Raw genomic sequence first — 20,992 nt, forward strand, 5'->3', positions numbered from 1 at the left:
GGTGGGCGGGGCTCTCTGGTGCACCACTCGAACCCAACGATCGAGAGGGCAACACCATGAATCTCCCGCTTCTCCCCACTGCGGCCCCGGCCGTCGACTGGACGGCCCTGCACAACTTCGCGGCTCTGCGCGGCCAGCTCCGCGTCTCGCTCACACCGCGCTGCAACCTCGCTTGCTGGTTCTGCCACAACGAGGGAGACGTTCCGCCCCCGCTGACGCGTACTGACCGCAAGCACCAGCCGCGAAACGGGGAGCTGGACGCCGCCGACTACGTCGACATCCTCACGGCGGCCATCGGCTCCGGCCTCAAGCGCACGTACTTCACCGGCGGCGAACCGCTCGCCTCCCCGCTCGCCCGCCCCGTCCTGAACAGCCTGCCCGACCCGGGTCCCGACGGCTCTTACACCCTGATCACGAACGGCACCCTCGTACGCCGGAATCAGGAATGGCTCGCGACCACGCGCCTGGACAAGGTGAAGGTCTCCCTGCACTACTTCTCCAACGAATCGCTGTGGGAGATCGCGAAGTACAAGAAGGAAGGCGTCGGCAGTATCGGCGTCATCCTGGACGGCATCGAAGCGGCCCGCGAAGTCTTCGAGCGCGTCGAGCTGAACACGCTTCTCCAGCGCGAGAACGAACACGAGATCCTCCCGATTCTCGAATACGCCCTGGAACGCCGCCTGCCGGTTCAGTTCATCGAACTCGTGGACACCGACTACAACGCCGGTCAGCGCTCCTCGGCGGTCTCGGCCGACAGCATCATCGGGCACCTGCGCACGCTGACCAGCGACGAGCGGGTAGAGACCGCTGGAGTCGGTCAAGGGCGCCGCGTCTTCCGTGTCGACGGTGTGGAGATCGACGTCATCCACAAGGGGCTGGGACGCCACCACGTCGGGCAGTGCGGAACCTGCCCCGTCCGCCCGCAATGCGTCGAAGGGTTCTGGGCGCTGCGCATGGACCACGCCGGCGGGATCCAACCGTGCCTCCTGCGCACCGACCTGCGCCTGAGTACCGTCCTGCGGCGCGACGACCCGGAAGCGGTGATGGAATCCGTCGCCCGCCACGTCGCCTCGTTCACGGACGGCACCCTCACGAGCGGCATCCTGTGACCGGCCTGCACGGCGCCTACGCCCCCGGGGCGCCGGTCGACCGGCGGGGACCGCTCGTGATCCTCGAAGGGATCTCCGGCATCGGGAAATCGACTCTCGCCCGGGTACTCGCTGACCGGCTGGACGCCGCCACCCTCCACACCGTCCCCGACCACTACATGCCGTGGGCGCCGGTCATGAACGCCCGCACGGCGGCCCTGCCGCAGTTCGCGTTCTACCTATCTGGGGTGCTGCACGCCTCCGACATCATCCGCGGCCACCTGGCGCGCGGACCGGTCGTCTCCGACCGATACATCTCCTCTGTCGTCGCGTACCACTCCGCCGTACACAAGCTGGACATGGACCAGGTACGGGCGCTCATCGGCCCGTTCCGGCCCTACCTCGTCCAGCCGGACCGGACGTTCTACCTGCGGTGCACGGCCGCGACCCTCAAAGACCGCATGGCGTCGAAGGCGGACTACAACCGCGACGACGACGACATGATGCGCGTCCCCGGCCGCCTGGAACGGCTCCGCGCCAACTTCGACGCGGTGGCCGCCCAGGACCCCACGACGGTCATCGTCGACACCGACGACCGCACCCCCGAAGACCTCGCAGACCTGATCCTCAACCGAATCTGAACGAAGTGGCGCGAATGCCTGCAAACCAGCCTGGGCCGCGAGTAACCTCGCGGCCCATGGACACCACCCAACAGCCCTCCCCCCTACAAGACGCCTCCATCGTCGTCGCCATCGACGACCGCAACCACGTCGCCCTGATCACCAACGGCGAAGACGACCACCTGTTCATCCCCGGCGGCCGACAGGAACCCGGGGAGACCCCTGAGCAGTGCGCCCGGCGCGAAGCCCGCGAGGAAGCCGGGGTCACGGGCGAGTCCTGGAGCCACCTCGGAACCTACGTGATCGCCCCATACAGCACAGCGAAGGTGTCCCTGTTCCTCGCCCGAAACCTGACCCTGGGACCCCAGGAACTCACCCCGAGTGAGGCCGGATTCAAGGTCGAATGGTGGCCCCTCGACGACGCCATCACCGCCGCGACCCAAGGTCGCTTCCAACTCCCCGCCGGTCCGCTCGCCCTACTCCTCGCGCAGCGACTCACCGGAGATCAGTGACCGGCTCGAACGACTGACCGACCGCGCGTCAAAACGGCGCCCCTCCCGCGTCTACGCCCCGCACAACGCCGTGGACATCCCCGGTCTGCTGCCCGACGGCACTCCCTCGGAGCTGACCGTCATGCAGACCCTGCGCAAGCGGGGCCAGGTCCGGGACGTGTCCGCCGAGGCCCTCGCCGACCTCAAGGCCCTGGCACGGTGCCGGCCGCCCGCTGCTTAGGAGCGTCCTGCGGCAGCCCGACGGCCACCAGCAGCACGACGGTGACGAGCATGGTGGCCGCGAGCGAGCCCAGGGCGCGCCAGGCGCGCATGCCGTAGCCGGACAGCGCCCAGTAGGCAGTCAACAGGCTCCGCTCGCTTCGAGAGATGTCGTCGGCGTGCCGGCGCATCTCCATCTCGCCGTAGTAGAAGTCGGCGGCGCCGGGCTCGTGCTTGCCGTCTTCGAACGCCTTGCGGAGCGCGCGATACACAAGTGCCAGTTGCAGCGGGCCGACACGTTCGACGCCGAGCACGGCCACGTTCCAGCCGGGGGCGGCGCCTGTTTGGCTCGCGCGCCAGTGGTGTTCTTCGGCGAGGGGCCTTGGCCGCCACAAGTGCGCCCGCCCGGTGCAACGTGCGATGGCTTCCCGGGCGGGCTCTACAGCCATCGTGCGCCCACACGGTCGTCCGCGCGCGCTGACTGCAGCGTGAGCGGGACGGGGTATGCCTGTGCGGAATCGGGACCGGGGCCTCGAACAACGGTGACCTCGCGGATAGCCTTGCCGCATGACTGCATCGGCCCCTGTCCAGCGCTCTTTGCCGACGTGGGATCAGGTGGTCGCGCTGCGGGACTTCATCCACGGACGGACATACGCCGCCGCGGTCCCCACAATCCGGCTCAACGCAGAGCCGCCACACGCCCCTGGGTCAGCTCTGGCACGCGTGGCGGAGGTCAACGGGGCCCTGTACGAAGTCACGTCCCACCTGTGCGGCCGGCTGTACGGCGAGCTTGCGACGGGTCGCCCCGGACCCATCGCTGAAGCGTCGTGGGAGGCCCTCATCTCGATCACCACGGCCTGGCGCGAGGACCCGGAGCTGCCGGAAGACATGCGAGAGCTACTGCCGGTCAAAGCACAGTGACCGTGGGGCAGTGGGTGATGGGAAACGCGAACAGTTCGTCGAAGAGTTCACGCTCGGGAGGCAGTGGTAGGGCTGGCCGATCATGCGGCACCGCCGTCCTCTCCACCCCGGCCCCGTAGCTGCCCGGCCTGGAACGTGCTGTGCTCCACGCCGAAGTGTGGGGCACACGGGAGACGTACCAACGACCAGTCGGCACAACCTCCCACGGCTCACCGTAATGGCCTGACGGGATGTCATGAGCTGCTCTCATCCCTCGGAGGGACAGTTCCGCCCCTCCGAGGAGTGACAAGGCCGCGACTCGGGTGACGAGCGCGTTCTCAGTCCACCTCGACGTAGGTGACGATGAGGATGCTGCCCAGTGCGGTGGCGTAGAAGATGACGCGGATCCCGTCGTGCTGGTAGTCCCGCAGCGCCGACGCCGTGGCGTGGTGTTTGACATCGGCCGGGGCGGCCGCGATCACGTTCAGCGCGGTGTCGAGGCGGACGGTCTGCGCGGTCGTGAAGACACGCACCTGGGTTTCGGCCGGCTCGATGAACACGATGCGGGGCCGGCGGCCGCCGCGGTGATGCTTAGGCGACACCCTGCGCTCCGGCCTCCTGCTCAGGCAGGCCCTTCTCGGCCCGGATGTCGTCCCAGTCGCGGCACCGGTCGAGGTCGATGCCCTGGGCCGCGAGGTTCTCCAGGACGTATGCGAGCGCGGGGTTCCCGGGGAACTCGGTCCGGGCGGCGTCGCGGAGCTCACGCTGCTCGGCCTCGTTGAAGGTCAGGTGCGCCATTGGTTCCTCCGGCGGTCGGGTATAGCCCGAGGCTAGCGCAGCGGCTCATCCCGGGGACCCTCGTCGGCCAGGAACCGTGCGAGAGGCTCCGAGACGAGTGCGTCGATCTCGGCCTGCTGTCGAGTGACCTCTGCCTGTGGAGTTGCACCGCCCGCGCTTCGGCCTGGTCCAGCCGGGCTACGGACGGGGCCGCCGCACACTCCAGGACCAGCATCGCGGCTTTCTCTGCAGCGTAGAGCTCGGTCTCGGAGACGCGCTGCGCGTAATCGTCCAGAGGCTCTCGAGCGGCTTCCTTCCCACCGCGGCGGTAGATCTCCACCAGCACGCCGTAGTCGAGTTCCTCGGCCATGGGCCCCTCCCCGCTGTCCAGCAGCAGCGCTGGTAACGAGCTACCCGTATGAAGGTGACGTGGAACGTATAGGGCGGCCAGCGAAGCACTCACCCGAAGGTGATCCGCCGCTGGCCGCCGTAACCGCCGCTCACTCGGCAGTGGTCTCACCGCGGAGCGCCTGGCAACGGGCTCGGGCTCAGGCCGATCGCGCGAGCGATCGTCGGTACGGCGCACGCGGCACCCGCCCACGGCCAGGAGGGCGCGACGGCAGCCATGAACGCGACGGCGGCCGCGGTGTGCCCGGAGGGATGAGAGGAGCCGCACAGCCTTCAGCGGGCGTCCCCGGGGTCCCGCGACGGGACCGCGCCGCCGCCCGGGCCGGCCGCCTGTGCGGGCCCGGCACTGGGCTCGGTGGGGCGGAGGCCCTGGACGGGTACAGACCGCACGAAAGGAGGGGCTCCCGGATCAGCCCGCGACCGCGGAGCCGGCATCGCAATGAGTGAGCCAGGGAGCTGCTTCGGCGATCCGGCGCAGGTTGGTTGGAGCCAACGCCGAGTCGGTGCTGTAGTGATCGAGGGCGGTGGCGAGGATGCCGATGCTCGTGTCGTCGTCATAGTCGCGGGCGGCAAGGTGGCTGCCGCACTCGCCGCAGAAGCCACGAGTGGTCTTGCCCGGGTATGTGTCGTACCAGGTCGGCTCGCCGCCCTCGCCGACCCACTTCAGCCCGGTCATCGGGAATCCGAGCCACCACTGAAACGGAGCCCCGGAGCGTCTGGCGCAGTGCGCGCAGATGCAGACGTGCGGGTCATCCACCGGGCCAGTGACGGTGAACCGCACCTTGCCACACAGACAGCCGCCGGAGCGGACCTTGGTGTCGGTGCCGTCGAGAGACTCAGACACGAGTTTCATCCTTGCCTTGAATGCCAGTTATGCCCGCACATGGAGTCAACGCGTCACCGCCACTACGCGACACGGCGGCCGCCGGGACTCCATGTACCGCATGGATGGCATCCGGGTGGGCTTGACGATGCTGGCGGCAGATCCTCGCCACCTACTCCATATCGCAGGCATCCTCTGGGCCGCACGGTGATCCAAGAGAACGCCCTAGTCCTCCTCGCCGCACCATCCGTCCACGTCGCGTACGCCCGCTGCGGCGAGTGCGGCCAGGTGGGCCGGGCAGCCGAACGCCTCCGCGTCGGGGCGCGGCGCCGGGATGATCTCCGGGGCGTGGAGGTGTCGTAGGACCGCGCCGTCGAGCCGTTCGAGGGCGGGGTGGTCGTCGTGGGCGCAGGTGTGGGGGTGCGGGGTCTCGGCGACGGTGCGCAGCAGCGTGCGGATGTCGCGGGCCAGGGCGATGGCCGGGCCGGGATGCGTGATGCGCAGGGCTGTGGCGGCGGTCAGGACGAGTACGGTCCGCTCGCGGTCGTCCGCGGCGTGCGCGTGCCGCCGGGCGGCCCAGATGCCCTGGAGCTCGCGGGCCGGCTCGTCGCGCCCGTCGAACAGCGCGGTGAAAGGCTCGATGGCGAGGGTCCCGTCGGCGCGCAGGAACTCCGTGTCGAGGTGCCCGGTCTCCCGGTGGCCGGACAGCTCCTCGCGGCCTTCGCGTAGTGCGCTGAGGGTTTTGCGGGCGGTGGCGGCGGTGAACCGGGGGCACAGCCAGAGTGTGAGGTCGATCCCGGCCTGTTCCAGGAGGGCGCGGCCGCCGTCGTCGCCCAGGTGCACGCCCAGGGTGAGGGTGTCGTCGGCGATGGCGGGGCGGTCCGGTTCGTCGTCGAGGAAGCCGGGCAGCCCGGGGTGCCCGTCGTCGCCGTGCGCGCAGGGGTGGTCGAGGGCATCGAGGGGGACCTCCTCCAAGGTCTCGATCAGGTCGTCGAGGACCCATCGCTCGCGCACGACCCCGGACAGCGCGTACCAGGACGCCGCCGTCGCGACCAGCACGCCGCCCGCCCGGTCCCCGTCACCTGTCACGAAGCGCAGTTCCGAACCGGCGTCGGCGATCTCGTTGTAGGCGTCGAAGCCGTATCCCTCCAGGACGGAGTTGAGCCTGTCGAGCGTGTCCTGGGCGTCCTCGGAGAGGCGTGCCGGCACGTCGGCGGCGGAGCCGGGCTCCAGCCGGTCCATGCCCACGCGTGCGAGCCCTGCGATGTTGCGCGGGCAGGCCCATTGTTCGCCGGTCCAGCCGATCGCGGAGAAGTCCGTGTCACCGTGCGCCAGGGGGCGGGCGACGTCCTTCAGATAGTGCGGCGGGTCGTCGAGGCCGTCCTCGTACGGGTGCTTGGCGTGTGTGCACGGGCGGTTCTTGAGCGCGCGGTCCGCCCGGTCGAGCGCGTCGTGGACGGCGCCGGACACCCGCTCCGGCCTGCGGTCGGTGTACGGGAGCGTCATCGCGAGGCCGAGCACCCACAGCGGGGCGCGGTCCCCTCCGGGGTCGGCGACCAGTCGCCGTACGCAGTCGAGGACAGTCTCGTCATGCTCCGGGTTTCCGTGCGCCCGGACGTCGTCCTGTACGCCCTGCCAGGCGCCGATCAGCGCCTGCAGGTCGGGGGTGGTCTCGGATGGGCCGGCGACGCCCTCGCCGTCCGTGGATTCGATCATGCCCGGTACGACGCGGGGCCCGGAGCGGAAGTTCCCGCGGGTGCACGCGTAGCGGCGAGCCGGGGTCCGATGTGCCGGGATGAGTGGCTGTGACCCTCGGCCATCACGCGTTGGGGTCCACGTTCCACGTCTCCGGCAGATCGCTGCCGCAGAAGACGCAGACGAAGTCGTCCTCGCGCACGATGTTGTGCTCCTGGCAGCCAGGGCACCGGCGAAACACCACTTCGTGGGTGAAGCCAGAGGGTCGTTCGAGCCCTACGTCGTCCAGAGCACGAGCGACTTCCGACCAGGAACCGATGTCGGGGCAATATCCGGTGGACTGGTTGCTGATCTCGCTCACGGCCCACCGGTCCGCCTCGCGCACGAAACCGATCTCGCCGGCGCTCAGAACCATGGCTCCGCCGGCGCAGGCCACGTGCTCACTCCGGCGCGGCGCCAGCCGAAGCGCACCGTCCGTACCGACCACGAAGGTGAACGGCTCGGCCAGCTCCGCCGCCGATCGCCCAGCGATCCAGTCGTCGAATTCTGCTGCCGAGCTGATCCGGCGCCCGTCACTGCCAGGCCGGACGGCAGCCTTCAGATCGACCGGTCCGACGTATCGGTAACTCCGACCCCGTGCACTCACATCAGCCAACCTAGAGCACTACGACACACGCCCTAAATGTTGCTGGCCATGACGTTGGTGACGCTCGCGTTGAGGCGTGAGGCCGGAGGACGGTTTCTGGCGGCGGTGTGAGGCCGGTGGTAGTTGTAGTGGACGTTCCAGACCGCGATCGCCCGAGCTCGTTCTGCTGCAGAGGTCCACTGCCTGGCGTATAGGAGTTCTTCGGCGAGGATGCGCTGGTAACGCTCGACCTTGCCGTTGTGCCGGGGCGTGTAGGGCTTGGTCCGCTGGTGGCGGGAGGCCCACGAGGTCAGGGAGCGCATGAAGACTGCGGCGCGGTAGTTTGCGCCGTTGTCGGTGACCACGCGCATAACCGGTGAATGCCATGGGCAGCGAAGAACGCGCGGGCGCGGCTGAGGAACGCCACGGTGGTGGCGGCCTTCTCATCGGGAAGGGGCTCGGTGTAGGCCAAGCGGGAGAATCCGTCGACGGCAGAGTGCAGGTAGACGTACCCGCCCTTGGCGCCACCGGTCTTCGCGCGCTGTGCGGCCCTGGCCTGCTCGGAGCCGCGTCCGTGGGCCCGCCACCCGCCGCCGTCGGGGATCCGTCCGACCTTCTTGACGTCCAGGTGGACCATGTGGCCCGGGTAGCGGGCCACGATCCGTTTCGACGGGCGCCTGTTGGCCGAGCCGTCAGGGGCGAGGAACCGGCGGTGGTTGATGCCCAGGCGCGCCAACCACCGGCCTACGGTGCGCTCGCTGATCTGCACTCCCTGGCCTGCGAGTTCGAAGGTGATCCGGCGGGCGGACCATTTGTTGTCCCGCCGCAGCTGCTCGATCCGTTCGACGACATCGGATGGGGTCTGGGTCGGTGAGGATCGCGGGACGCTTGGGTGGTCGTGCAGCCCGAGTTCGCCGTGCGTGTCGTACCGGTTCTTCCACTTGGACAGGCAGGCGCGGGAGACACCAGCCTCGGCGGCGACGTGCGCGATCGGACGGGTGCGGCAGCGCTCCACGAGCCTTCGGCGTCCCTCGACGGTCAAGGGGCGTTCGCATGTGTCACCGGAGCACCTCGGTGCTCCGGCCGGCCGTGATGGCGCTGAGGAGGGGGAACGCGATGAGCAGTGCGACCGCGACGAGGAGTCCGCTTGATGATCCGCTCGGAGTATGCAGGCAGTGTGTACGGCCTGCTGCCCTGCCAGATGCTGTCCGGGCAGAAGGCGAAGTGCTCGGCCGCCACCAGGAGAGCCTCGTGCTTGCCCGCAGGCGGCGCGGCGACACTGAGGTGCAGCGTGGAGAACCCGACCGCGACGACACGGGCACCGAACCGGCGCTCCCAGTCGCGGACGACCGCGGAGAACTTCGCGGTGTCGTTGTCGTAGTTGCAGGGGCCGGCCCAGCCCGCGGCTGTCAGCGCCTCGGCACCGGATGCTGCGGCGACGAGCCCCAGACGCGTCTGGGGACGGTCAGCGAGGAACGCCTGCGCGAACCCGGCGGCCAGTTGATCGGGGTTCGTTGTCGTCTCCCGACTGGGCGCGAGACCGGGCCAAGTCTGCCCGAAGGGAGCCGTGACGGCGAGGCGCCGGCCTGCGTCGAGCATGTCGCCTTCGTCGACCGCTGTGTAGGTATCCCACCACCGGGCGAGGAGGCCGGCAGAGTCGTGGCTCGCCGGGGAGGACATCTGCTCGGGAAAGACCTCTCCGGATCCCCACGGGCGGAATTCGCCGTCGTTCGGGTCCAGCGAGTCGAGCAGCAGCGGCCACAGGCCGCAACGTGTGTGTTCGGCGTGCATTCGCGTCCACAGCTCGATCGCGGCCGGCCCGTCACTGAGCCAGAGGGGTTGTACATCTCCGTCGCCCTCATCGGACGCGACCATCCGACCGGGCGGAAGGTCCAATCGGGTTTCGGGGTGCACGGGGTGGATGCCGGCGCTGTGACCGGGAGGTATCACTGAGAGGGTCCCATCACTCGATCGCGGAACTGCTGGAAAGCGTGCCAGCCCGACGTCTGCCCCGGAGTGATCAGGTCCCCTTCCGCGCAGTCGAGCGCCTTGCACCGCAGAGCCTCAGCGAGACGGAGGACGGGCGTCAGCACGTCGTCGCCGGAGCCCCGGATGTGGAGCATGACGGAGTCCACCGGGTCTTCTGAGCCAATGTTGAGCTCGATGGACCACGTGGGGCCGGAACGTTCGCCCCACGCGGGGTCCGAGAGATCAACATCGGGCACGGTCTGGATGACAGCCGCGAGCACGTCATCTCGCTGGCCGAGCGACTCCGGGGTGTAGTCGGCAGGGATCTCCTGCACCGAGGTGACGCCCTCGGGCAGGCGAAGGAGGATCACGTCCCAGCTCATCATGGCCTTCCGGATAAGACTCGAGTAGCGGTTACGGTGGGGCAGCTCAGGCTGGCTTCCGTCGGAATCACGGGATGCTGCCGACTGCTGTCAGTACGAATACAGCGCGGTCAAGGCGGGGAGCCTGCGAGCCATCTCTTCACGGTCGTCAAAATTGAAGTTCCAGGCAGGGGCCAGGTCCGGGTACCGGATGGTGAAGGCGTCGGCGGGAAGTTCCTGGCCGGTGGCCTTCTGGTGTGCGTTCCAGGCGATGCTCAGCATGTCTTCGCAGTCGAGGTCGATACCTTCAGCCGCAGCGGCGCGGACGTGGGGGAGTTCGGCAAGCGCGTCGGGGGCTGCAAGGATGCGCTGGAATGTCGTACGTCCTTGTGCGATCAGCCAGCCGCGGAAGTAGTCGAAGCCGTCGTCCGAGCAGCCGCCGTTGACGACATAGGCGGCGGCCCACAGCGGGTTCTGGTAGGAGTCGGCCATGAGATCCCACAGGGTCTGCTGCGCCGCGGTGATCTCTTGGGCTGGGCGGCGAGCAAGCAACGCGGAGGCACGGCCGGCGATATCGGAACCGTCCCTGGTGTCAGGCACGTGTTCACGGGCTATCTCGATCAACGTCCAGAACTGCTCCTTGTTCATGGCCGCGAGCATGCCACTGCGTACTGACATCGGCTCCCGGCACGGTGCCTGTCAGCGGGCACGGCTACCGTGCTGGCGTGCCGAACTCATATACGACGTTGTGGACCAACGACTTGTGCCGAGAGCTTGAGCGATCCGGCTATACCGGTCAGCGGCTGACGATGCTGTTCGGCGGGCCGCACCAGTCGCTGCCGAGCTTCCAGCGCGCGGGGGTGCAGCCTGGCGACCGTATCTACCCGGTGCGTGTCCACCGCACCCGCCTTCATGTGCTGGGGATGCTGGAGGTAGCCCGAATCGTCCCCTACGAGAACGTCGGCTCGGTGCTTCCCGATGATGACTACGTGACGTTGCTGGACTGGCGCCCGCTCAAGGCCGGATGTGTCACTGAAGTGCTCGTCGGACCGCCAGGTGCCCCACTCACGTTCGACACGGTCGTCCCGGGGGAGGTCCTGGAACGGCTGACGTTCACATCCCGTCGTGGCGAGCGCCTGCTCAAGTACGTCGAGGACGGACGGCTGATCCGCTCGGTGAGCCTCCAGGGCATCTACCGCCTCGCCGCCGACTCCGCCGAGGAGCTTGACCAGTTGGTTCGCCACGACGGCCCGAGGGGAGGAGCCGATGAAGTTTGATGAAATCAAGGCGTCCTTCTGGAGCGGACACACCTATGGTGTCCACCCCGCCTTGACCCAGGAGAACGTCACCGACGCGGAGGAAGTCCTCGGGCTGCGACTCCCCGAATCGCTGCTCAATCTTCTGCGTGTGCAAAACGGCGGCGGTGTCACGGCCGACCGGGATGCCTTTCCGACCAATCAGCCGACCTCGTGGAGCGAGGACCACATCCCGTTCACCGAGTTGATGGGGATCGGGACAGGCGGGTACGGCTTGTCGCTGTTGGACACGCCGTACTTGTTGGAGGAGTGGGGGTTGCCATCTCCAGTCGTACTGCTGTCCGGTGACGGCCACTACTGGATCGGGCTCGACTACCGGGCCTGCGGCGAGTTGGGTGAACCGTCGGTGACCTGGTTCGACACCGACTCCGGCGCAGAACTGCCGCTCGCGGCCGACTTCCGGGCATTCGTGGAGGGCCTTCAGCCTCTCAGCCGGTTCGAGTGAGCGGCCGTAGAGCCGGTCGGACGTCCGGTTTTCGCATGCTGCGGCGGGAACGAAGGCGCTGGTGGGGTGGCCTCCTTCCCGGGGAGGAAGTGATCCTTCCCGGCGCATCTGCGGAAGGGGTACGGTCCACCGCATGGTGGGCGACTTCGATGCGGCTGCGGCGATGCACGACGGCATATCGGACCGGTCGGAGGCGTGGAACTTCATCCGGGCCTTCACGGCTGGGTGGTACACGCCCTTGACCGATGGTGACGGCGTCGATGAGGACGAGCTCAAGCAGGTCGAGGGCCGGCTGGGCCTATCGCTCCCCACCGCTCTGCGTGAGGCATACCTGCTCTTCGGCCGACGTCCGGAGTTGTTCGATCACCAGGATCCGATGCTGCCTCCCCCAGAGCTTTTCGTGCACGAGGACCTCGGGGGTGTGCTGTGCTTCCGCAGCGAGAACCAGGGGTGCGCCTTCTGGGGCGTGCGTCTCCGCGATCTGGGGGAGGCCGACCCGCCTGTCGTCGTCCAGTCGCGTGAGGGCTGGCAGCCGTTCATGGACAGGGTCTCGCTGGCGTGTGTGGAGCTCGTCATATCCGAGACGTGTTCAGCGACGGAGCGTTCTACAACGCCTGCGAGCTGCCGGCCGAGGTCATGAGCGAGATTCCGCGGCTCTTCCGGCGGGTCGCCCTCCCGGATTACCCGATGTGGACGGGTAAGGATGATTCTCCGGTCCGTTGGTTCTCGGCTCCTGGGCTTCTTCTGCGTCAGGACGGGCTGACGGCCTACAGCTGGTTGCACGTCGGGGGCAAGACGCTGGCCCACCTCTCGGCAGCCTGCATCGCCGTCCCGGGACGGTGGGCCCAGTGGCAGGGAACGGAGCCGTCCGCGGTCGACGAGCTTCCCTTCTAGGACTTGTTCGGCCGATCATGGCTGTAGGCAGTCGGGCATGATGCCCGGGTGAGCACCATCGTGAAGTTCTTCGTGGCGCCGGACGACACGGCAGCGAGTCTGGCCCTCCAGTCCGGGCCGGGACCCGGAATTCGAGTTCCTCTCCTTCGGCAACTTCATTCCTGAAGAGGCCGTGGAGCGGGAATGCCTTCTGGCCGACGGCAGCTTCGAGGAACTCGTCGAAGCCGGTGAGCCACGTCTCGTCGCCGGCCAGGGACGGCGCTGGACCGTTGGCATTACCAGTCGATCCACCCGTCCTGGCCAATGACCGGTCGGGCTACCGCCGTCCTGCGATCAGGTTGGTCGTGGTGTTCCATCGCTTCGGCGACCTCATGGAGCCATGTCCCCAGGCTCGGCCAGCCCATGAAGCTCGCGGTGTCGGCGTGCGGGGCGTCCCCCAGATAATCACGCCACCTGCCCCGGCCGGCGTCGACGAATGAGTCGTCCCCGTGGCGGCCGGCGAAGGGGATCCAGTGTTCCTGCCACCAGGGCGTTTCCTCGTCATCAGGGTCCTTGATGTCTTCCCAGAGCTCCATGCGCATGCGCCGGGCATCGCCGATCTGCACGGTGGAGTACAGAGGACCACACGGAAGAACTGTGAAATACGAGGTGTCGCCGTCGTGACAGAGCAGCGAGGCCCGCAGATCGTCAGGCAACCGCAGGTTCATCCGCGACTCCAGGGCGTCGATCGCACCTGTCATTGCAGGCGGACGTAGGTCCTCGAGCCGGGCGGGGGCATGCCGGGCCAGCCATGCGTCGATACGCCGCCAAGAAGCGGCCACAGGCGGAACGACCGGTGGAATACCGATCCGAGGAGGCTCAATCACGCGCTGAAGCATGCCACCACGATGCAAACGACGCAGCCGACCAGCTTGACGATCTGTAGGAGCTTCCGTGGAGAAGGTCCGCCAGCGGAATGGGCACCGCTCACATACATCGCTCTGACACCCTCGCCGTCGAGGTCCTTCCCGAGCAGACTGGCCAACGGCCTCGGTGAGAGGGCCCCGCAGGCGCGCCGACGTCTGCCGGGCTGTCGGGGCAGCTGGAAGACCGTTTATGAACGGCACCGGCGCTGGTCGGCGGACGGTACGTGGGACCGGATCCTGTGTGCCGTTCAGGCCAACGCCGACCTTGCTGGCCGGATTGGCTGGAGCATGGTCAGCGTCGACTCGACGTCCTGCCGTCCCATCAGCACGCGGCGGGCGCTCGCAAATGGAAGCCGCGTGTTCCGAAATAGGACGACGCCTCGGCATCACCGCCCCGCCGAAGGCCGCACTCCCCGCAGAAGCCACGGGTGGTCTTGCCCGGGTATGTGTATCAGGTCAGCTCGCCACCCTCGCCGACCTACTTCAGCCCGGTCAGCGGAAAACCGAGCCACCATTGAAACGGAGCCCCGGAGCGTCCGGCGCAGTGCGAGAGGGCGATCACCCGGGAGATCTTGCTCTACCTCACCACGCCCGTCGCCGTCCCGGACGTCGCCGACCTCCGGCCCGCACGCCAGGCCAAGAACATCACCCTCACCACCGTCGCAGAACACTTCGGCGTCTGGCCTGCGGTGATCTCGTGCCTCAAACGCGGCACACGTCGCGACGACGACCTCGACAGCGACTACCGAGACTGGCTCACTGCGACCCGACCGCTCCAGCAGCGGATTCACTCATAGATGGTGGCCGCTTGAAGGGCTCTGGCCAGGAAGGTCCAGTCCCCTTCCGCGGGCAGCTGCTTCCCGAGGTTTTGATACCAGCCCGGCGAGTCGTCCATCCATGCCGCGAGGGCCTCTAGGAAGTGATCGAGGCTCTGGTTCTCCCATTCATGCCCCCGGCGGAGGTAGTCCTGTGCAGTTCTCGGACGAAGGCGACCAGCTCGTCGCGGCTGCGGACCTCGCTGTCGGGAGTAAGTGACATGGAGCGAAGGTACCTTGCGCCTGCGAGCGCCTCCCCATGCTTGACGATCAATAGGAGCATCAGTAGACGGAAGACGAACCGCATGGCCCGCCAGCGGGATTCGACCTGGGCGTATCGGCCCGCGATCCGGCTCACGGCCACTTCGAACGCCTCACGCCAACGGGCGGGATCTATGCTGTGACCGGCGGTCACCGTCTCGTCGTTTGTCCACACATCTCACGATGATCAATGGTGCCGCACCCGTTTCCGCACCGGCCCCACCTGCAAGAGCACGGTCTACCGCGAACGAGTACATGCTCCTGACCTCATTAGGGTGGCGGGCTCGGATCGCAGGCCCACCACTCGTCCCAACACGAGAACTGACTGAAGGACGCCACATGCTCCCGACAGGCCAGATCCGGGCGCTCCTGAGGGAGCACGACGACCCCCGCCACCTGGAACGCCCTGCGGACTTCGACAAGGGGGCTGCGCTGGACTGTTACACCCGTTTGGTGAGCGCTCTTGAGGAACGTTTCGGGCCGTCCTGCTCAAGTGGCCTGGGCCAGGACGCCAGTTTCTGCGGTGTCATCGATGTCCCAGCGGACGCGACGGGCTTCGGCCTTCCCATGGGCGTCGCGATGAGCAACTTCGGCAATTACTTCGTCACCGCATCAATAAGAGTCGGTGAGGGTGTCCCCAGAGGGGAGACACGCCCGCCTGAAGAGTTCGTAACGTGGCTCGACTGTGTCTGTACGGCAACGGGGTGCACTTTCGTCCCAAACGAACTGCTTTGTGAGCCGTACGACGGGCCGTCGGTCCTGTCGGCGGCAGAGGACCTGGAGCTGGCGGCGGCGCTCGTGGCCGCGGGCTTGGCCGAGGCCGATGACACCAACGAAGAATTGGGAAAATCGGACTGGCACGACCGGTACTTCGAGTACATGTGAGATAGCTGAGGCTCCGTCGGTCACAGCCTGTGGCGACCTGCGCGCCGCTCGCTTCCCCGACGTCCTGTCGGGCAAGGAAGACGGCTTCGCGCACAGCATCGTAGAGAGCACCCGGACGCCGAACCTGGTGTGGCCACACCCGTCCCCATACCGGTTCACCAGCAGATTCACGCTCTACACCTGGAGTATTAGGCGTGGGCAGGAGGACCTTCGCCGAGGAACCGCCTGTCGCCTGCTCCAAGGGATAGGAGCTCGCGGCGGAGCGTTTCTCCGGTGAACTCACTCCCCCGACCGGCTCACACGGCCCCGGACCTGGGCGTATCAGGGGTGGCGAGGGCACTATCCATGCGTTCGTGATCAGGAAACTTCTCGGCACTGCCGCGCTATCCCTCGCCCTCACTCCGCTCGCCCTGGCTGCCGCTGCCAGCCCCGCCCGATGGCGTGCTGCCGTGGAGATCACTGGCTCCGGGGGACAGAGGCGGCGAGGGCCTGCAGGCTTGCGTCGACGAAGCACGCAAGACGCGGCCCCATGCGTGGACCTGTATGGGCGGGGTTCTCACGGTCACCACAGACAGCCAGGGACGAACGACAGACGTCTCGTACGTGATCGCCCCCGACAGCCCAGCCTCGCCAACTCCGCGGCTGGCTGCCCCGGGCAGGGACGACTACGACTCGTGGTGTGAGAACGGCACGGTCCGCAGCCGGAAGATCAACGACTACACCGCAGAGGTCAAGGGCAACGGCGCCTACGGGGACAGCAAGGGAGCCATCGGCAGCTTCGACGTGGTCTACCGACAGTCCTTCGACGGGAAGAGGCCTCGCTGGCGCACCGTGCTGGACTGGGACAGCGGACCGGAGATCAATCCCGGTGTCTGGACGAACAACTGCCGGGTCAACGTCAGCGGCGGGCCCGACGACTACTGTGGGAAGAGCGAGGTCAACCTCGCCTCGATCAATGCCGCGGCTCCGCGTGGCTGGTGGCCTAGCAATCACCGGTGGGCCTACAACGAGCAGCGCCTGACCGGGGGCGGGAAGTACCACGATGACCACGAAGGAGAGTTCACCGCCTTCGGCCACCGGCAGTTGTTCAAGGCCGGCGTGCTGCACACCGGCCGGTGGCACAAGTGCAACTCCTCGACCGGCTGTCAGTACTACCAGGTGCCCTGGAAGCCCTGACACCCTGCCGACGGAACTCCCGCCGGTCCTCCCGGGGGAAACCGTCAGTTCTTTCCCGCGAGGATCTGCAGTTCCCTCTCACACAGCCGCGCGAAATCGGCGGACAGTTCGACGGGTACTTCACGCTCCTCGGCGGCGGCACACAGGTGGTCGAGCACCGCAGCCAGCTCGTTGAAGTCGCCGACCGGACGCAGCAGCCACAGCCGTCCCGATGGACGCGGCGGGATCCCCGCGACGGTCAGGTCCGCAGCAGCGTCCCGCTCCCGGGCCTCCCTCTCCGCAGCCGAGACGGGACGGCACTCGACATCCAGCAGCTGACCGGCCGCGGCAAAGGTGGTGTCGATCTCCCAGCGGGTCGACCGGTCGGGCACCCACGTCCGAGCGTTCCGCGGCCACACGTAGGGCAAGAACACCCACATCGGCGCCGCAGGGGCGAAAATCCAGCCCAGCTCCTCCAGCTCCCGGACCTCCGGCAACCGGTCCGGCTCCAGCTCGCTCGGCGCCGACCGGCGCACCGCCAGCTGATGCGGCCGACCACTCGCATCCCATGACATATACGCACAATACTTGTCACGGGCTCGCCTACTTGCCGCGCGTGAGCTGCGCCTACATCCGGCTGGAGACGGGGCCGAAGAACCGGCCTCCCACAGCCCCCAAGCGCGGGGCTACCGACCGACCCTCCCGGGCCCGGGGCGCGCCCTGGGTTCTTACGGGTGACTCCCGCTTGTGCCGTCCACCCTTGTCTGGTGCGTTGCCCTACCGTGTGGCCCGGTAAGGCCTGAGGCGGGCCTCGTACCGACCACCACCCGATCCGGTGCCTCGGACGCAAGGAACGTAGACACCTCACGTTGCTATGCCGTCAAGCCGTGCCGCCCGAGTGGTGAGGTCAGGCCTCTTCTTCCTCGAACAGGGTGTCTCCGATTGCGACGAGTTCGTCGTCGGTCAGCTGCGGCGGGCTCCAGTGTCTGGTTCGGGCGTGCTGGACGAATCGCTGGTCCAGGATGACGTGGTACCGCTCGACGTAGTGGGCAAGGTCCGAGTACCAGAACCACTGGCCGTCAGTGAGCAAAGACAGCCCGCCGATCAGCTCGCGTTCCGGGCTGAGGACGTCGTAAAGCCTGGTCCCGGTGACAGCAAGGACTCCCCCTTCACGCAGGTAACGCGCGAGGGACTGCTCGTCCGGATCTCCTTCGCCACGTACAGCAGCATGAAGCGAGGGCCCATCACTCCGGCCGTGCCCGAGTTCCCGGAAATCGCCGACGAAGCGGCCTGAGACTGAGGACTGGTCGCTGCTCATGGCACGGGAGCCTAGCCACCCGAGCCATAGCTCCCATGCCCTTTTCCGATGACCAGGGCTATGCGGCTTGCGCTGTCTCCTCGGCCCCTGTCGGGAAGGCGACTGCCTCGTCGAAGGCCTGTCCGTGCTGGAGGCAGTGGTAGAGCTGGCCGATCATGCGGTTGAAGAGGTTGCGCTGGGCGGCCGCGTGCCAGTCGCCTTGCTCGCGGCGGCGGCGGTAGTGCGCGTTGGCCCTGGTGGACGCCCGGAGCGAGGCGAAGGCCCAGAGGTAGCCGGCGTGGTTGAGTCGGTCGTTCTTCACCCAGCGTCTGGTGATGGCGGACTTTTTGCCCGAAGCCCGGGTGATGGGTGAGGAGCCGGCGTAAGCCTTCAGGCCGCGGGCGTCCGCGAAGCGGGTGCGGTCGTCGCCGATCTCGGCCAGGACACGGGCGGCCAGCTGGTGCCGAGACCGGGGAAGCTCAGCAGGATCTCGGCATCCGGGTGCTGTGGGAAGGCCTCTTCCACCGCGTCGGCAAGCTGGCCGGCGGCGGTGCAGGCGGCGTCCAGCTGGAGAAGGAGGGCGAGCATCTGGTCGTCCTGGTAGAGGAGGAACTCGAAACGACGGACGCCGCACGCCACCACCAGGGAGGAGAAGTCCTGGCGGGACTCCAGCCGCATTTCGGCGGACATGCCGTTGCCCGCGAGGTCGCCGGCCAACCGCAGGACCGCCGAGTACGGGACCGGCCCGCCCAACAACGCCGAGTCGAACATCTTCGGCGCCCACTCGTCGTCTACCGCGGGGTGGACGCTGGTCCACTGAGGCAGGGTGGTGCACTCGGTGAGCAGCTCCTGCAGGGAGAACGTCCCCACCCGAGCAGCTCCCTTGGTGGCCACGCGAAGAGCAGCGGTGTACTTGGTGCCAGTCTCGCGCTGTACCTCACGGGCACGCTGAGCGGCGGTGTTCTGGCGACGAGGCATCGGTCTTCTCCGTCTCGACGGGTACGCCCACGCCGCCCGTCGACGAAGAGGAACGGCGTCGGGGCGACGCGGGCCCCGTAGGACCTTGGCCGATCGCGGGACGACGGCGTGGGCGTCGGCCTGCGGCGGGTGGCGGTGCGCGTCCAGCCGACGGCACCGTAGCGCATCGCCCGCTCTGTGAGGGGCGGATCACGACGCGCGGGGCTGTGCCTGGCCGTCGGGCCGTCCGATCGCCTGCCACGTCCACTGCTCGTGCGGGAGGCGCTGGAGCATCGGCAGCGGCGCGTAGTCGATCCGAATGCCAATCCCGGCGATCCGCTCGGCCAGGCGGGCAGCGGTGACGGCCACGACCTCCACCGCCCGCCGGCGCCTGGGTCTGCCCGTCGAGGACGTCGAGCGCTGGAGCGCCGCGTCGTACGGCGCGTACGAGGTTGAGCCCGTGATGGGTGCATGCTGGCGACGTTCCACAGCGGCAACCACGCCACGCTCGTGCAGTCCAGCCAGACGCCCGGCCTTGCATGGTGGGCGATGCGGGAGACCGGCGGCCCGTATCGGATCGCGCTTCTCCCCGCCTGCACCGTCGAGAACGGGAGGTGGTCCACCGACGCCACGGCGGCCGACGCGTAGGGTCCGCCGCCGGGAGAGCGACCGGTCCATGACCACTCAAGAGGGTGATCGCGCCGACGGCGCCGCTGCCGAGTTTGAAGGCGACGCCCTGCTTGGACGATGCGGCTGCCCTCCGGGAAGAAGGGGCCCGGCCTCGCGACCGCCGGGAGCAGCGGTCCCAGCTATTCCGTCGGCACCGGCCCCACCAGCTCCTCGGTGCCCGCGACCAGGGCCTCGGCGGGGCGGAAGTTCCCGAGTTCCACGGCGAGCACGGCGCGAATGAAGGCCGCCAGGCTGATGCCGCTGTCCAGGCGGAGGTCGAACATCCGGTAGATCCCGTCCTGGTAGGAGGGATCGTGCCTGCACCCGGCTTTCAGACAGTGCCCTTCGGTCGCGAGGGCCAGGCGCTTGAAGGTGCGGTTCTTCTCCTCGGCATCCTGAGCTGGGCACCCGAGGTGGTCGAGCCGGATCCGGTAGTGCCGAGACGTCTTCTCGATCGTGAGCCGGCCCCCGCCCGGCGTGATGTAGCGCCCCAGGGCCACCTCCCCGTAGGGGTGGAGCCGCGGCAAGCTCGGCTCCGCTCGGCTTCGAGGGTCTTGATCAGGCCGGTGCAGTCGGCGTTGACCAGGACGGTGTCCTCGTCGACGGAGAGGACGTTGAGGTCAATGTAGGGGCTGGTCAGGACGAGGTCGGCGTCGCCATAGGCGGGGAAGGCGCCGGTGTCCGGCTGGGGCGGGACGATGAACTTCCAGCTCTGCAGCGGTTCGGGGAGCATGTCGCGGATGCCGTCGTGCCGGGCGAGGAACACCCCCGGCCGCAGGGCGAGGAGCATGGAGTCGATGTGGTTGTCGGCCATGCGGTACACGCGGTGGATCCGGTAGCGGCCGGCCAGGTGGCGCTCCAGCCAGTCGGTGCCGCGGGCCTGGTTGGCCTGGGCGATGTTGACCACGAGGTCCTTGCCGAGGCGCAGGACCTGGGCGCCGTCGAGCATCATCTCGTAGCCGACGTCGTACGGGCTGGGCTGCGGGTCGTCGATCGGCTCGGTGGGGCCGCCCAGGGTGGTGGTGGCGTCTCGGGCGTAGGACAGGTCGAAGCTGGCGTCGGTCAGGGTGGGGCGCGGCATCGTGGTCCAGCGGGCGCCGGCCTGCCAGTAGCCGGTGAACACCTGGGCGAGAAGGCGGGTTTCCAGGTAGCGGGCGCGGATCGCGGGCGGGGTCTCGATGATCTCGTCGCCGAGGATCAGGGTGTTGTCGCGGATGTTCAGGGCGGGGACCGGGGGTGCGGTCCAGCCCAGGCCGGCGATCGGCGCCGGGTCGGCGGGCAAGGGGATCGGCCGGTGGACGGTGATGCCGAGGTCGGTCAGGGCCTGGGCGAGGTCTTCGACGTCCTCGGCGAGCTCGGCGGCGTAGCGGCGGTTGATCGCCCACTGCTCCGGCCTCGCACCGGCTTCGGCGGGGGT

25 protein-coding genes and 4 pseudogenes are annotated in these 20,992 nt (G+C 68.2%); 13 read left to right on the forward strand and 16 right to left on the reverse strand.

The annotated features are described in order from the left end of the window. The first annotated feature begins 56 nt into the window (after positions 1–56). The 4 genes from ACIA8N_RS34210 (at position 57) to ACIA8N_RS34225 (ending at position 2,440) form a co-directional block, all read left to right on the forward strand. Positions 57–1,109 (forward strand): radical SAM protein, encoded by a 1,053-nt coding sequence (locus ACIA8N_RS34210; protein ID WP_365786212.1) that lies wholly within the window; start codon positions 57–59, stop codon positions 1,107–1,109. Next, entirely contained in the window at positions 1,106–1,729 is a 624-nt protein-coding gene (locus ACIA8N_RS34215) for a thymidylate kinase (protein WP_365786214.1), read from the forward strand. The genes ACIA8N_RS34210 and ACIA8N_RS34215 overlap by 4 nt, the downstream gene beginning before the upstream one ends. Positions 1,730–1,785: 56 nt before the next feature. Then, entirely contained in the window at positions 1,786–2,220 is a 435-nt protein-coding gene (locus ACIA8N_RS34220; RefSeq protein ID WP_365786217.1) for an NUDIX hydrolase, read from the forward strand. A 70-nt stretch (positions 2,221–2,290) separates the two neighbouring features. After that, the gene (locus ACIA8N_RS34225) at positions 2,291–2,440 is read left to right on the forward strand and encodes a hypothetical protein (RefSeq protein ID WP_365786294.1); all 150 of its coding nucleotides are present in this window, start codon (positions 2,291–2,293) and stop codon (positions 2,438–2,440) included. Here ACIA8N_RS34225 and ACIA8N_RS34230 read toward each other — a convergent pair. Continuing rightward, on the reverse strand, positions 2,403–2,732 hold the full coding sequence (locus ACIA8N_RS34230) for a hypothetical protein (protein ID WP_399416874.1): 330 nt from the start codon (positions 2,730–2,732) through the stop codon (positions 2,403–2,405). The two genes, ACIA8N_RS34225 and ACIA8N_RS34230, sit on opposite strands and share 38 nt — an antisense overlap. Positions 2,733–2,985: 253 nt before the next feature. Between ACIA8N_RS34230 and ACIA8N_RS34235 the strand changes: the two genes are divergently transcribed. Continuing rightward, a complete protein-coding gene (locus tag ACIA8N_RS34235; protein WP_365786219.1) occupies positions 2,986–3,339 on the forward strand; it encodes a hypothetical protein in 354 nt (117 codons plus the stop codon). A 317-nt stretch (positions 3,340–3,656) separates the two neighbouring features. Here ACIA8N_RS34235 and ACIA8N_RS34240 read toward each other — a convergent pair whose 3' ends face one another. The 9 genes and pseudogenes from ACIA8N_RS34240 to ACIA8N_RS34280 all read right to left on the reverse strand — a co-directional run bounded on the left by ACIA8N_RS34240 (position 3,657) and on the right by ACIA8N_RS34280 (position 10,624). Further along, positions 3,657–3,920, reverse strand: coding sequence for a hypothetical protein (locus ACIA8N_RS34240; RefSeq protein ID WP_365786221.1), 264 nt, complete (start codon positions 3,918–3,920; stop codon positions 3,657–3,659). Further along, on the reverse strand, positions 3,910–4,116 hold the full coding sequence (locus tag ACIA8N_RS34245) for a hypothetical protein (protein ID WP_365786223.1): 207 nt from the start codon (positions 4,114–4,116) through the stop codon (positions 3,910–3,912). The genes ACIA8N_RS34240 and ACIA8N_RS34245 overlap by 11 nt, the downstream gene beginning before the upstream one ends. A gap of 796 nt (positions 4,117–4,912) precedes the next feature. Then, the gene (locus ACIA8N_RS34250) at positions 4,913–5,347 is read right to left on the reverse strand and encodes a GFA family protein (RefSeq protein ID WP_365786226.1); all 435 of its coding nucleotides are present in this window, start codon (positions 5,345–5,347) and stop codon (positions 4,913–4,915) included. A 204-nt stretch (positions 5,348–5,551) separates the two neighbouring features. Further along, positions 5,552–7,042, reverse strand: a complete 1,491-nt coding sequence (locus tag ACIA8N_RS34255) for a hypothetical protein (protein WP_365786228.1) — start codon at positions 7,040–7,042, stop codon at positions 5,552–5,554. A gap of 103 nt (positions 7,043–7,145) precedes the next feature. Continuing rightward, a complete protein-coding gene (locus ACIA8N_RS34260) occupies positions 7,146–7,667 on the reverse strand; it encodes a hypothetical protein (protein ID WP_365786229.1) in 522 nt (173 codons plus the stop codon). Between the two features lie 32 nt (positions 7,668–7,699). Next, positions 7,700–8,708: pseudogene (locus ACIA8N_RS34265) on the reverse strand (IS481 family transposase). A 141-nt stretch (positions 8,709–8,849) separates the two neighbouring features. Next, positions 8,850–9,521: pseudogene (locus tag ACIA8N_RS34270) on the reverse strand (DUF4253 domain-containing protein); the annotation flags it as partial. 71 nt (positions 9,522–9,592) lie between these two features. Further along, on the reverse strand, positions 9,593–9,997 hold the full coding sequence (locus ACIA8N_RS34275; RefSeq protein ID WP_399416875.1) for a hypothetical protein: 405 nt from the start codon (positions 9,995–9,997) through the stop codon (positions 9,593–9,595). Positions 9,998–10,087: 90 nt separating this feature from the next. Further along, on the reverse strand, positions 10,088–10,624 hold the full coding sequence (locus ACIA8N_RS34280) for a DUF4240 domain-containing protein (protein ID WP_365786235.1): 537 nt from the start codon (positions 10,622–10,624) through the stop codon (positions 10,088–10,090). A 77-nt stretch (positions 10,625–10,701) separates the two neighbouring features. Here ACIA8N_RS34280 and ACIA8N_RS34285 point away from each other — a divergent pair, with 77 nt between their 5' ends. The 3 genes from ACIA8N_RS34285 (at position 10,702) to ACIA8N_RS34295 (ending at position 12,377) form a co-directional block, all read left to right on the forward strand. Beyond that, complete coding sequence (locus tag ACIA8N_RS34285) at positions 10,702–11,253, forward strand: hypothetical protein (RefSeq protein WP_365786237.1); 552 nt, start codon at positions 10,702–10,704, stop codon at positions 11,251–11,253. Further along, a complete protein-coding gene (locus ACIA8N_RS34290; protein WP_365786239.1) occupies positions 11,243–11,737 on the forward strand; it encodes an SMI1/KNR4 family protein in 495 nt (164 codons plus the stop codon). The genes ACIA8N_RS34285 and ACIA8N_RS34290 overlap by 11 nt, the downstream gene beginning before the upstream one ends. 133 nt (positions 11,738–11,870) lie before the next feature. Beyond that, on the forward strand, positions 11,871–12,377 hold the full coding sequence (locus ACIA8N_RS34295) for a hypothetical protein (RefSeq protein WP_365786241.1): 507 nt from the start codon (positions 11,871–11,873) through the stop codon (positions 12,375–12,377). A 529-nt stretch (positions 12,378–12,906) separates the two neighbouring features. Here the strand turns inward: ACIA8N_RS34295 and ACIA8N_RS34300 are convergent. Continuing rightward, entirely contained in the window at positions 12,907–13,509 is a 603-nt protein-coding gene (locus ACIA8N_RS34300; protein WP_365786243.1) for an SMI1/KNR4 family protein, read from the reverse strand. 171 nt (positions 13,510–13,680) lie between these two features. Here ACIA8N_RS34300 and ACIA8N_RS34305 point away from each other — a divergent pair. The 4 genes and pseudogenes from ACIA8N_RS34305 to ACIA8N_RS34320 form a co-directional block, all read left to right on the forward strand. Then, positions 13,681–13,883 (forward strand): annotated as a pseudogene (locus ACIA8N_RS34305) (transposase); the annotation flags it as partial. A gap of 225 nt (positions 13,884–14,108) precedes the next feature. Next, on the forward strand, positions 14,109–14,333 hold the full coding sequence (locus ACIA8N_RS34310) for an XRE family transcriptional regulator (protein WP_365786245.1): 225 nt from the start codon (positions 14,109–14,111) through the stop codon (positions 14,331–14,333). Between the two features lie 618 nt (positions 14,334–14,951). Beyond that, the gene (locus tag ACIA8N_RS34315; protein WP_365786247.1) at positions 14,952–15,497 is read left to right on the forward strand and encodes a hypothetical protein; all 546 of its coding nucleotides are present in this window, start codon (positions 14,952–14,954) and stop codon (positions 15,495–15,497) included. A 543-nt stretch (positions 15,498–16,040) separates the two neighbouring features. Further along, positions 16,041–16,673, forward strand: coding sequence for a hypothetical protein (locus ACIA8N_RS34320; RefSeq protein ID WP_399416876.1), 633 nt, complete (start codon positions 16,041–16,043; stop codon positions 16,671–16,673). 44 nt (positions 16,674–16,717) lie between these two features. Here the strand turns inward: ACIA8N_RS34320 and ACIA8N_RS34325 are convergent, their stop codons facing one another. The 4 genes and pseudogenes from ACIA8N_RS34325 to ACIA8N_RS34340 form a co-directional block, all read right to left on the reverse strand. Continuing rightward, the gene (locus tag ACIA8N_RS34325) at positions 16,718–17,227 is read right to left on the reverse strand and encodes a DUF5956 family protein (protein WP_365786251.1); all 510 of its coding nucleotides are present in this window, start codon (positions 17,225–17,227) and stop codon (positions 16,718–16,720) included. A gap of 332 nt (positions 17,228–17,559) precedes the next feature. Further along, positions 17,560–17,970 (reverse strand): hypothetical protein, encoded by a 411-nt coding sequence (locus ACIA8N_RS34330; RefSeq protein WP_365786253.1) that lies wholly within the window; start codon positions 17,968–17,970, stop codon positions 17,560–17,562. Positions 17,971–18,028: 58 nt separating this feature from the next. After that, a pseudogene (locus tag ACIA8N_RS34335) lies at positions 18,029–18,540 on the reverse strand (transposase); the annotation flags it as partial. A gap of 576 nt (positions 18,541–19,116) precedes the next feature. Beyond that, the gene (locus ACIA8N_RS34340) at positions 19,117–19,275 is read right to left on the reverse strand and encodes a hypothetical protein (protein ID WP_365786255.1); all 159 of its coding nucleotides are present in this window, start codon (positions 19,273–19,275) and stop codon (positions 19,117–19,119) included. 102 nt (positions 19,276–19,377) lie between these two features. On the opposite strand from ACIA8N_RS34340, the gene ACIA8N_RS34345 reads away from it, so the two are divergent. Continuing rightward, the gene (locus ACIA8N_RS34345; RefSeq protein WP_365786257.1) at positions 19,378–19,554 is read left to right on the forward strand and encodes a hypothetical protein; all 177 of its coding nucleotides are present in this window, start codon (positions 19,378–19,380) and stop codon (positions 19,552–19,554) included. Between the two features lie 161 nt (positions 19,555–19,715). On the opposite strand, the gene ACIA8N_RS34350 is transcribed toward ACIA8N_RS34345, so the two are convergent. Beyond that, positions 19,716–20,075, reverse strand: a complete 360-nt coding sequence (locus tag ACIA8N_RS34350) for a DUF6420 family protein (RefSeq protein ID WP_365786259.1) — start codon at positions 20,073–20,075, stop codon at positions 19,716–19,718. Positions 20,076–20,992 lie beyond the last annotated feature (917 nt).

It is taken from the genome of Streptomyces sp. NPDC051822, from assembly GCF_044452745.1.
In the GTDB taxonomy this organism is placed as follows: Bacteria; Actinomycetota; Actinomycetes; order Streptomycetales; family Streptomycetaceae; genus Streptomyces.

What these genes read in the sequence shown, in the direction of transcription:
- ACIA8N_RS34300 (WP_365786243.1), bottom strand. Translation starts at nt 13,509, where the DNA reads ATGCTTCAGCGCGTGATTGAGCCTCCTCGGATCGGTATTCCACCGGTC.
- ACIA8N_RS34295 (WP_365786241.1), top strand. Translation starts at nt 11,871, where the DNA reads ATGGTGGGCGACTTCGATGCGGCTGCGGCGATGCACGACGGCATATCG.
- ACIA8N_RS34210 (WP_365786212.1), top strand. Translation starts at nt 57, where the DNA reads ATGAATCTCCCGCTTCTCCCCACTGCGGCCCCGGCCGTCGACTGGACG.
- ACIA8N_RS34290 (WP_365786239.1), top strand. Translation starts at nt 11,243, where the DNA reads ATGAAGTTTGATGAAATCAAGGCGTCCTTCTGGAGCGGACACACCTAT.
- ACIA8N_RS34320 (WP_399416876.1), top strand. Translation starts at nt 16,041, where the DNA reads ATGGGCGGGGTTCTCACGGTCACCACAGACAGCCAGGGACGAACGACA.
- ACIA8N_RS34255 (WP_365786228.1), bottom strand. Translation starts at nt 7,042, where the DNA reads ATGATCGAATCCACGGACGGCGAGGGCGTCGCCGGCCCATCCGAGACC.
- ACIA8N_RS34280 (WP_365786235.1), bottom strand. Translation starts at nt 10,624, where the DNA reads ATGAACAAGGAGCAGTTCTGGACGTTGATCGAGATAGCCCGTGAACAC.
- ACIA8N_RS34220 (WP_365786217.1), top strand. Translation starts at nt 1,786, where the DNA reads ATGGACACCACCCAACAGCCCTCCCCCCTACAAGACGCCTCCATCGTC.
- ACIA8N_RS34275 (WP_399416875.1), bottom strand. Translation starts at nt 9,997, where the DNA reads ATGAGCTGGGACGTGATCCTCCTTCGCCTGCCCGAGGGCGTCACCTCG.
- ACIA8N_RS34245 (WP_365786223.1), bottom strand. Translation starts at nt 4,116, where the DNA reads ATGGCGCACCTGACCTTCAACGAGGCCGAGCAGCGTGAGCTCCGCGAC.
- ACIA8N_RS34330 (WP_365786253.1), bottom strand. Translation starts at nt 17,970, where the DNA reads ATGAGCAGCGACCAGTCCTCAGTCTCAGGCCGCTTCGTCGGCGATTTC.
- ACIA8N_RS34235 (WP_365786219.1), top strand. Translation starts at nt 2,986, where the DNA reads ATGACTGCATCGGCCCCTGTCCAGCGCTCTTTGCCGACGTGGGATCAG.
- ACIA8N_RS34345 (WP_365786257.1), top strand. Translation starts at nt 19,378, where the DNA reads ATGCTGGCGACGTTCCACAGCGGCAACCACGCCACGCTCGTGCAGTCC.
- ACIA8N_RS34325 (WP_365786251.1), bottom strand. Translation starts at nt 17,227, where the DNA reads ATGTCATGGGATGCGAGTGGTCGGCCGCATCAGCTGGCGGTGCGCCGG.
- ACIA8N_RS34315 (WP_365786247.1), top strand. Translation starts at nt 14,952, where the DNA reads ATGCTCCCGACAGGCCAGATCCGGGCGCTCCTGAGGGAGCACGACGAC.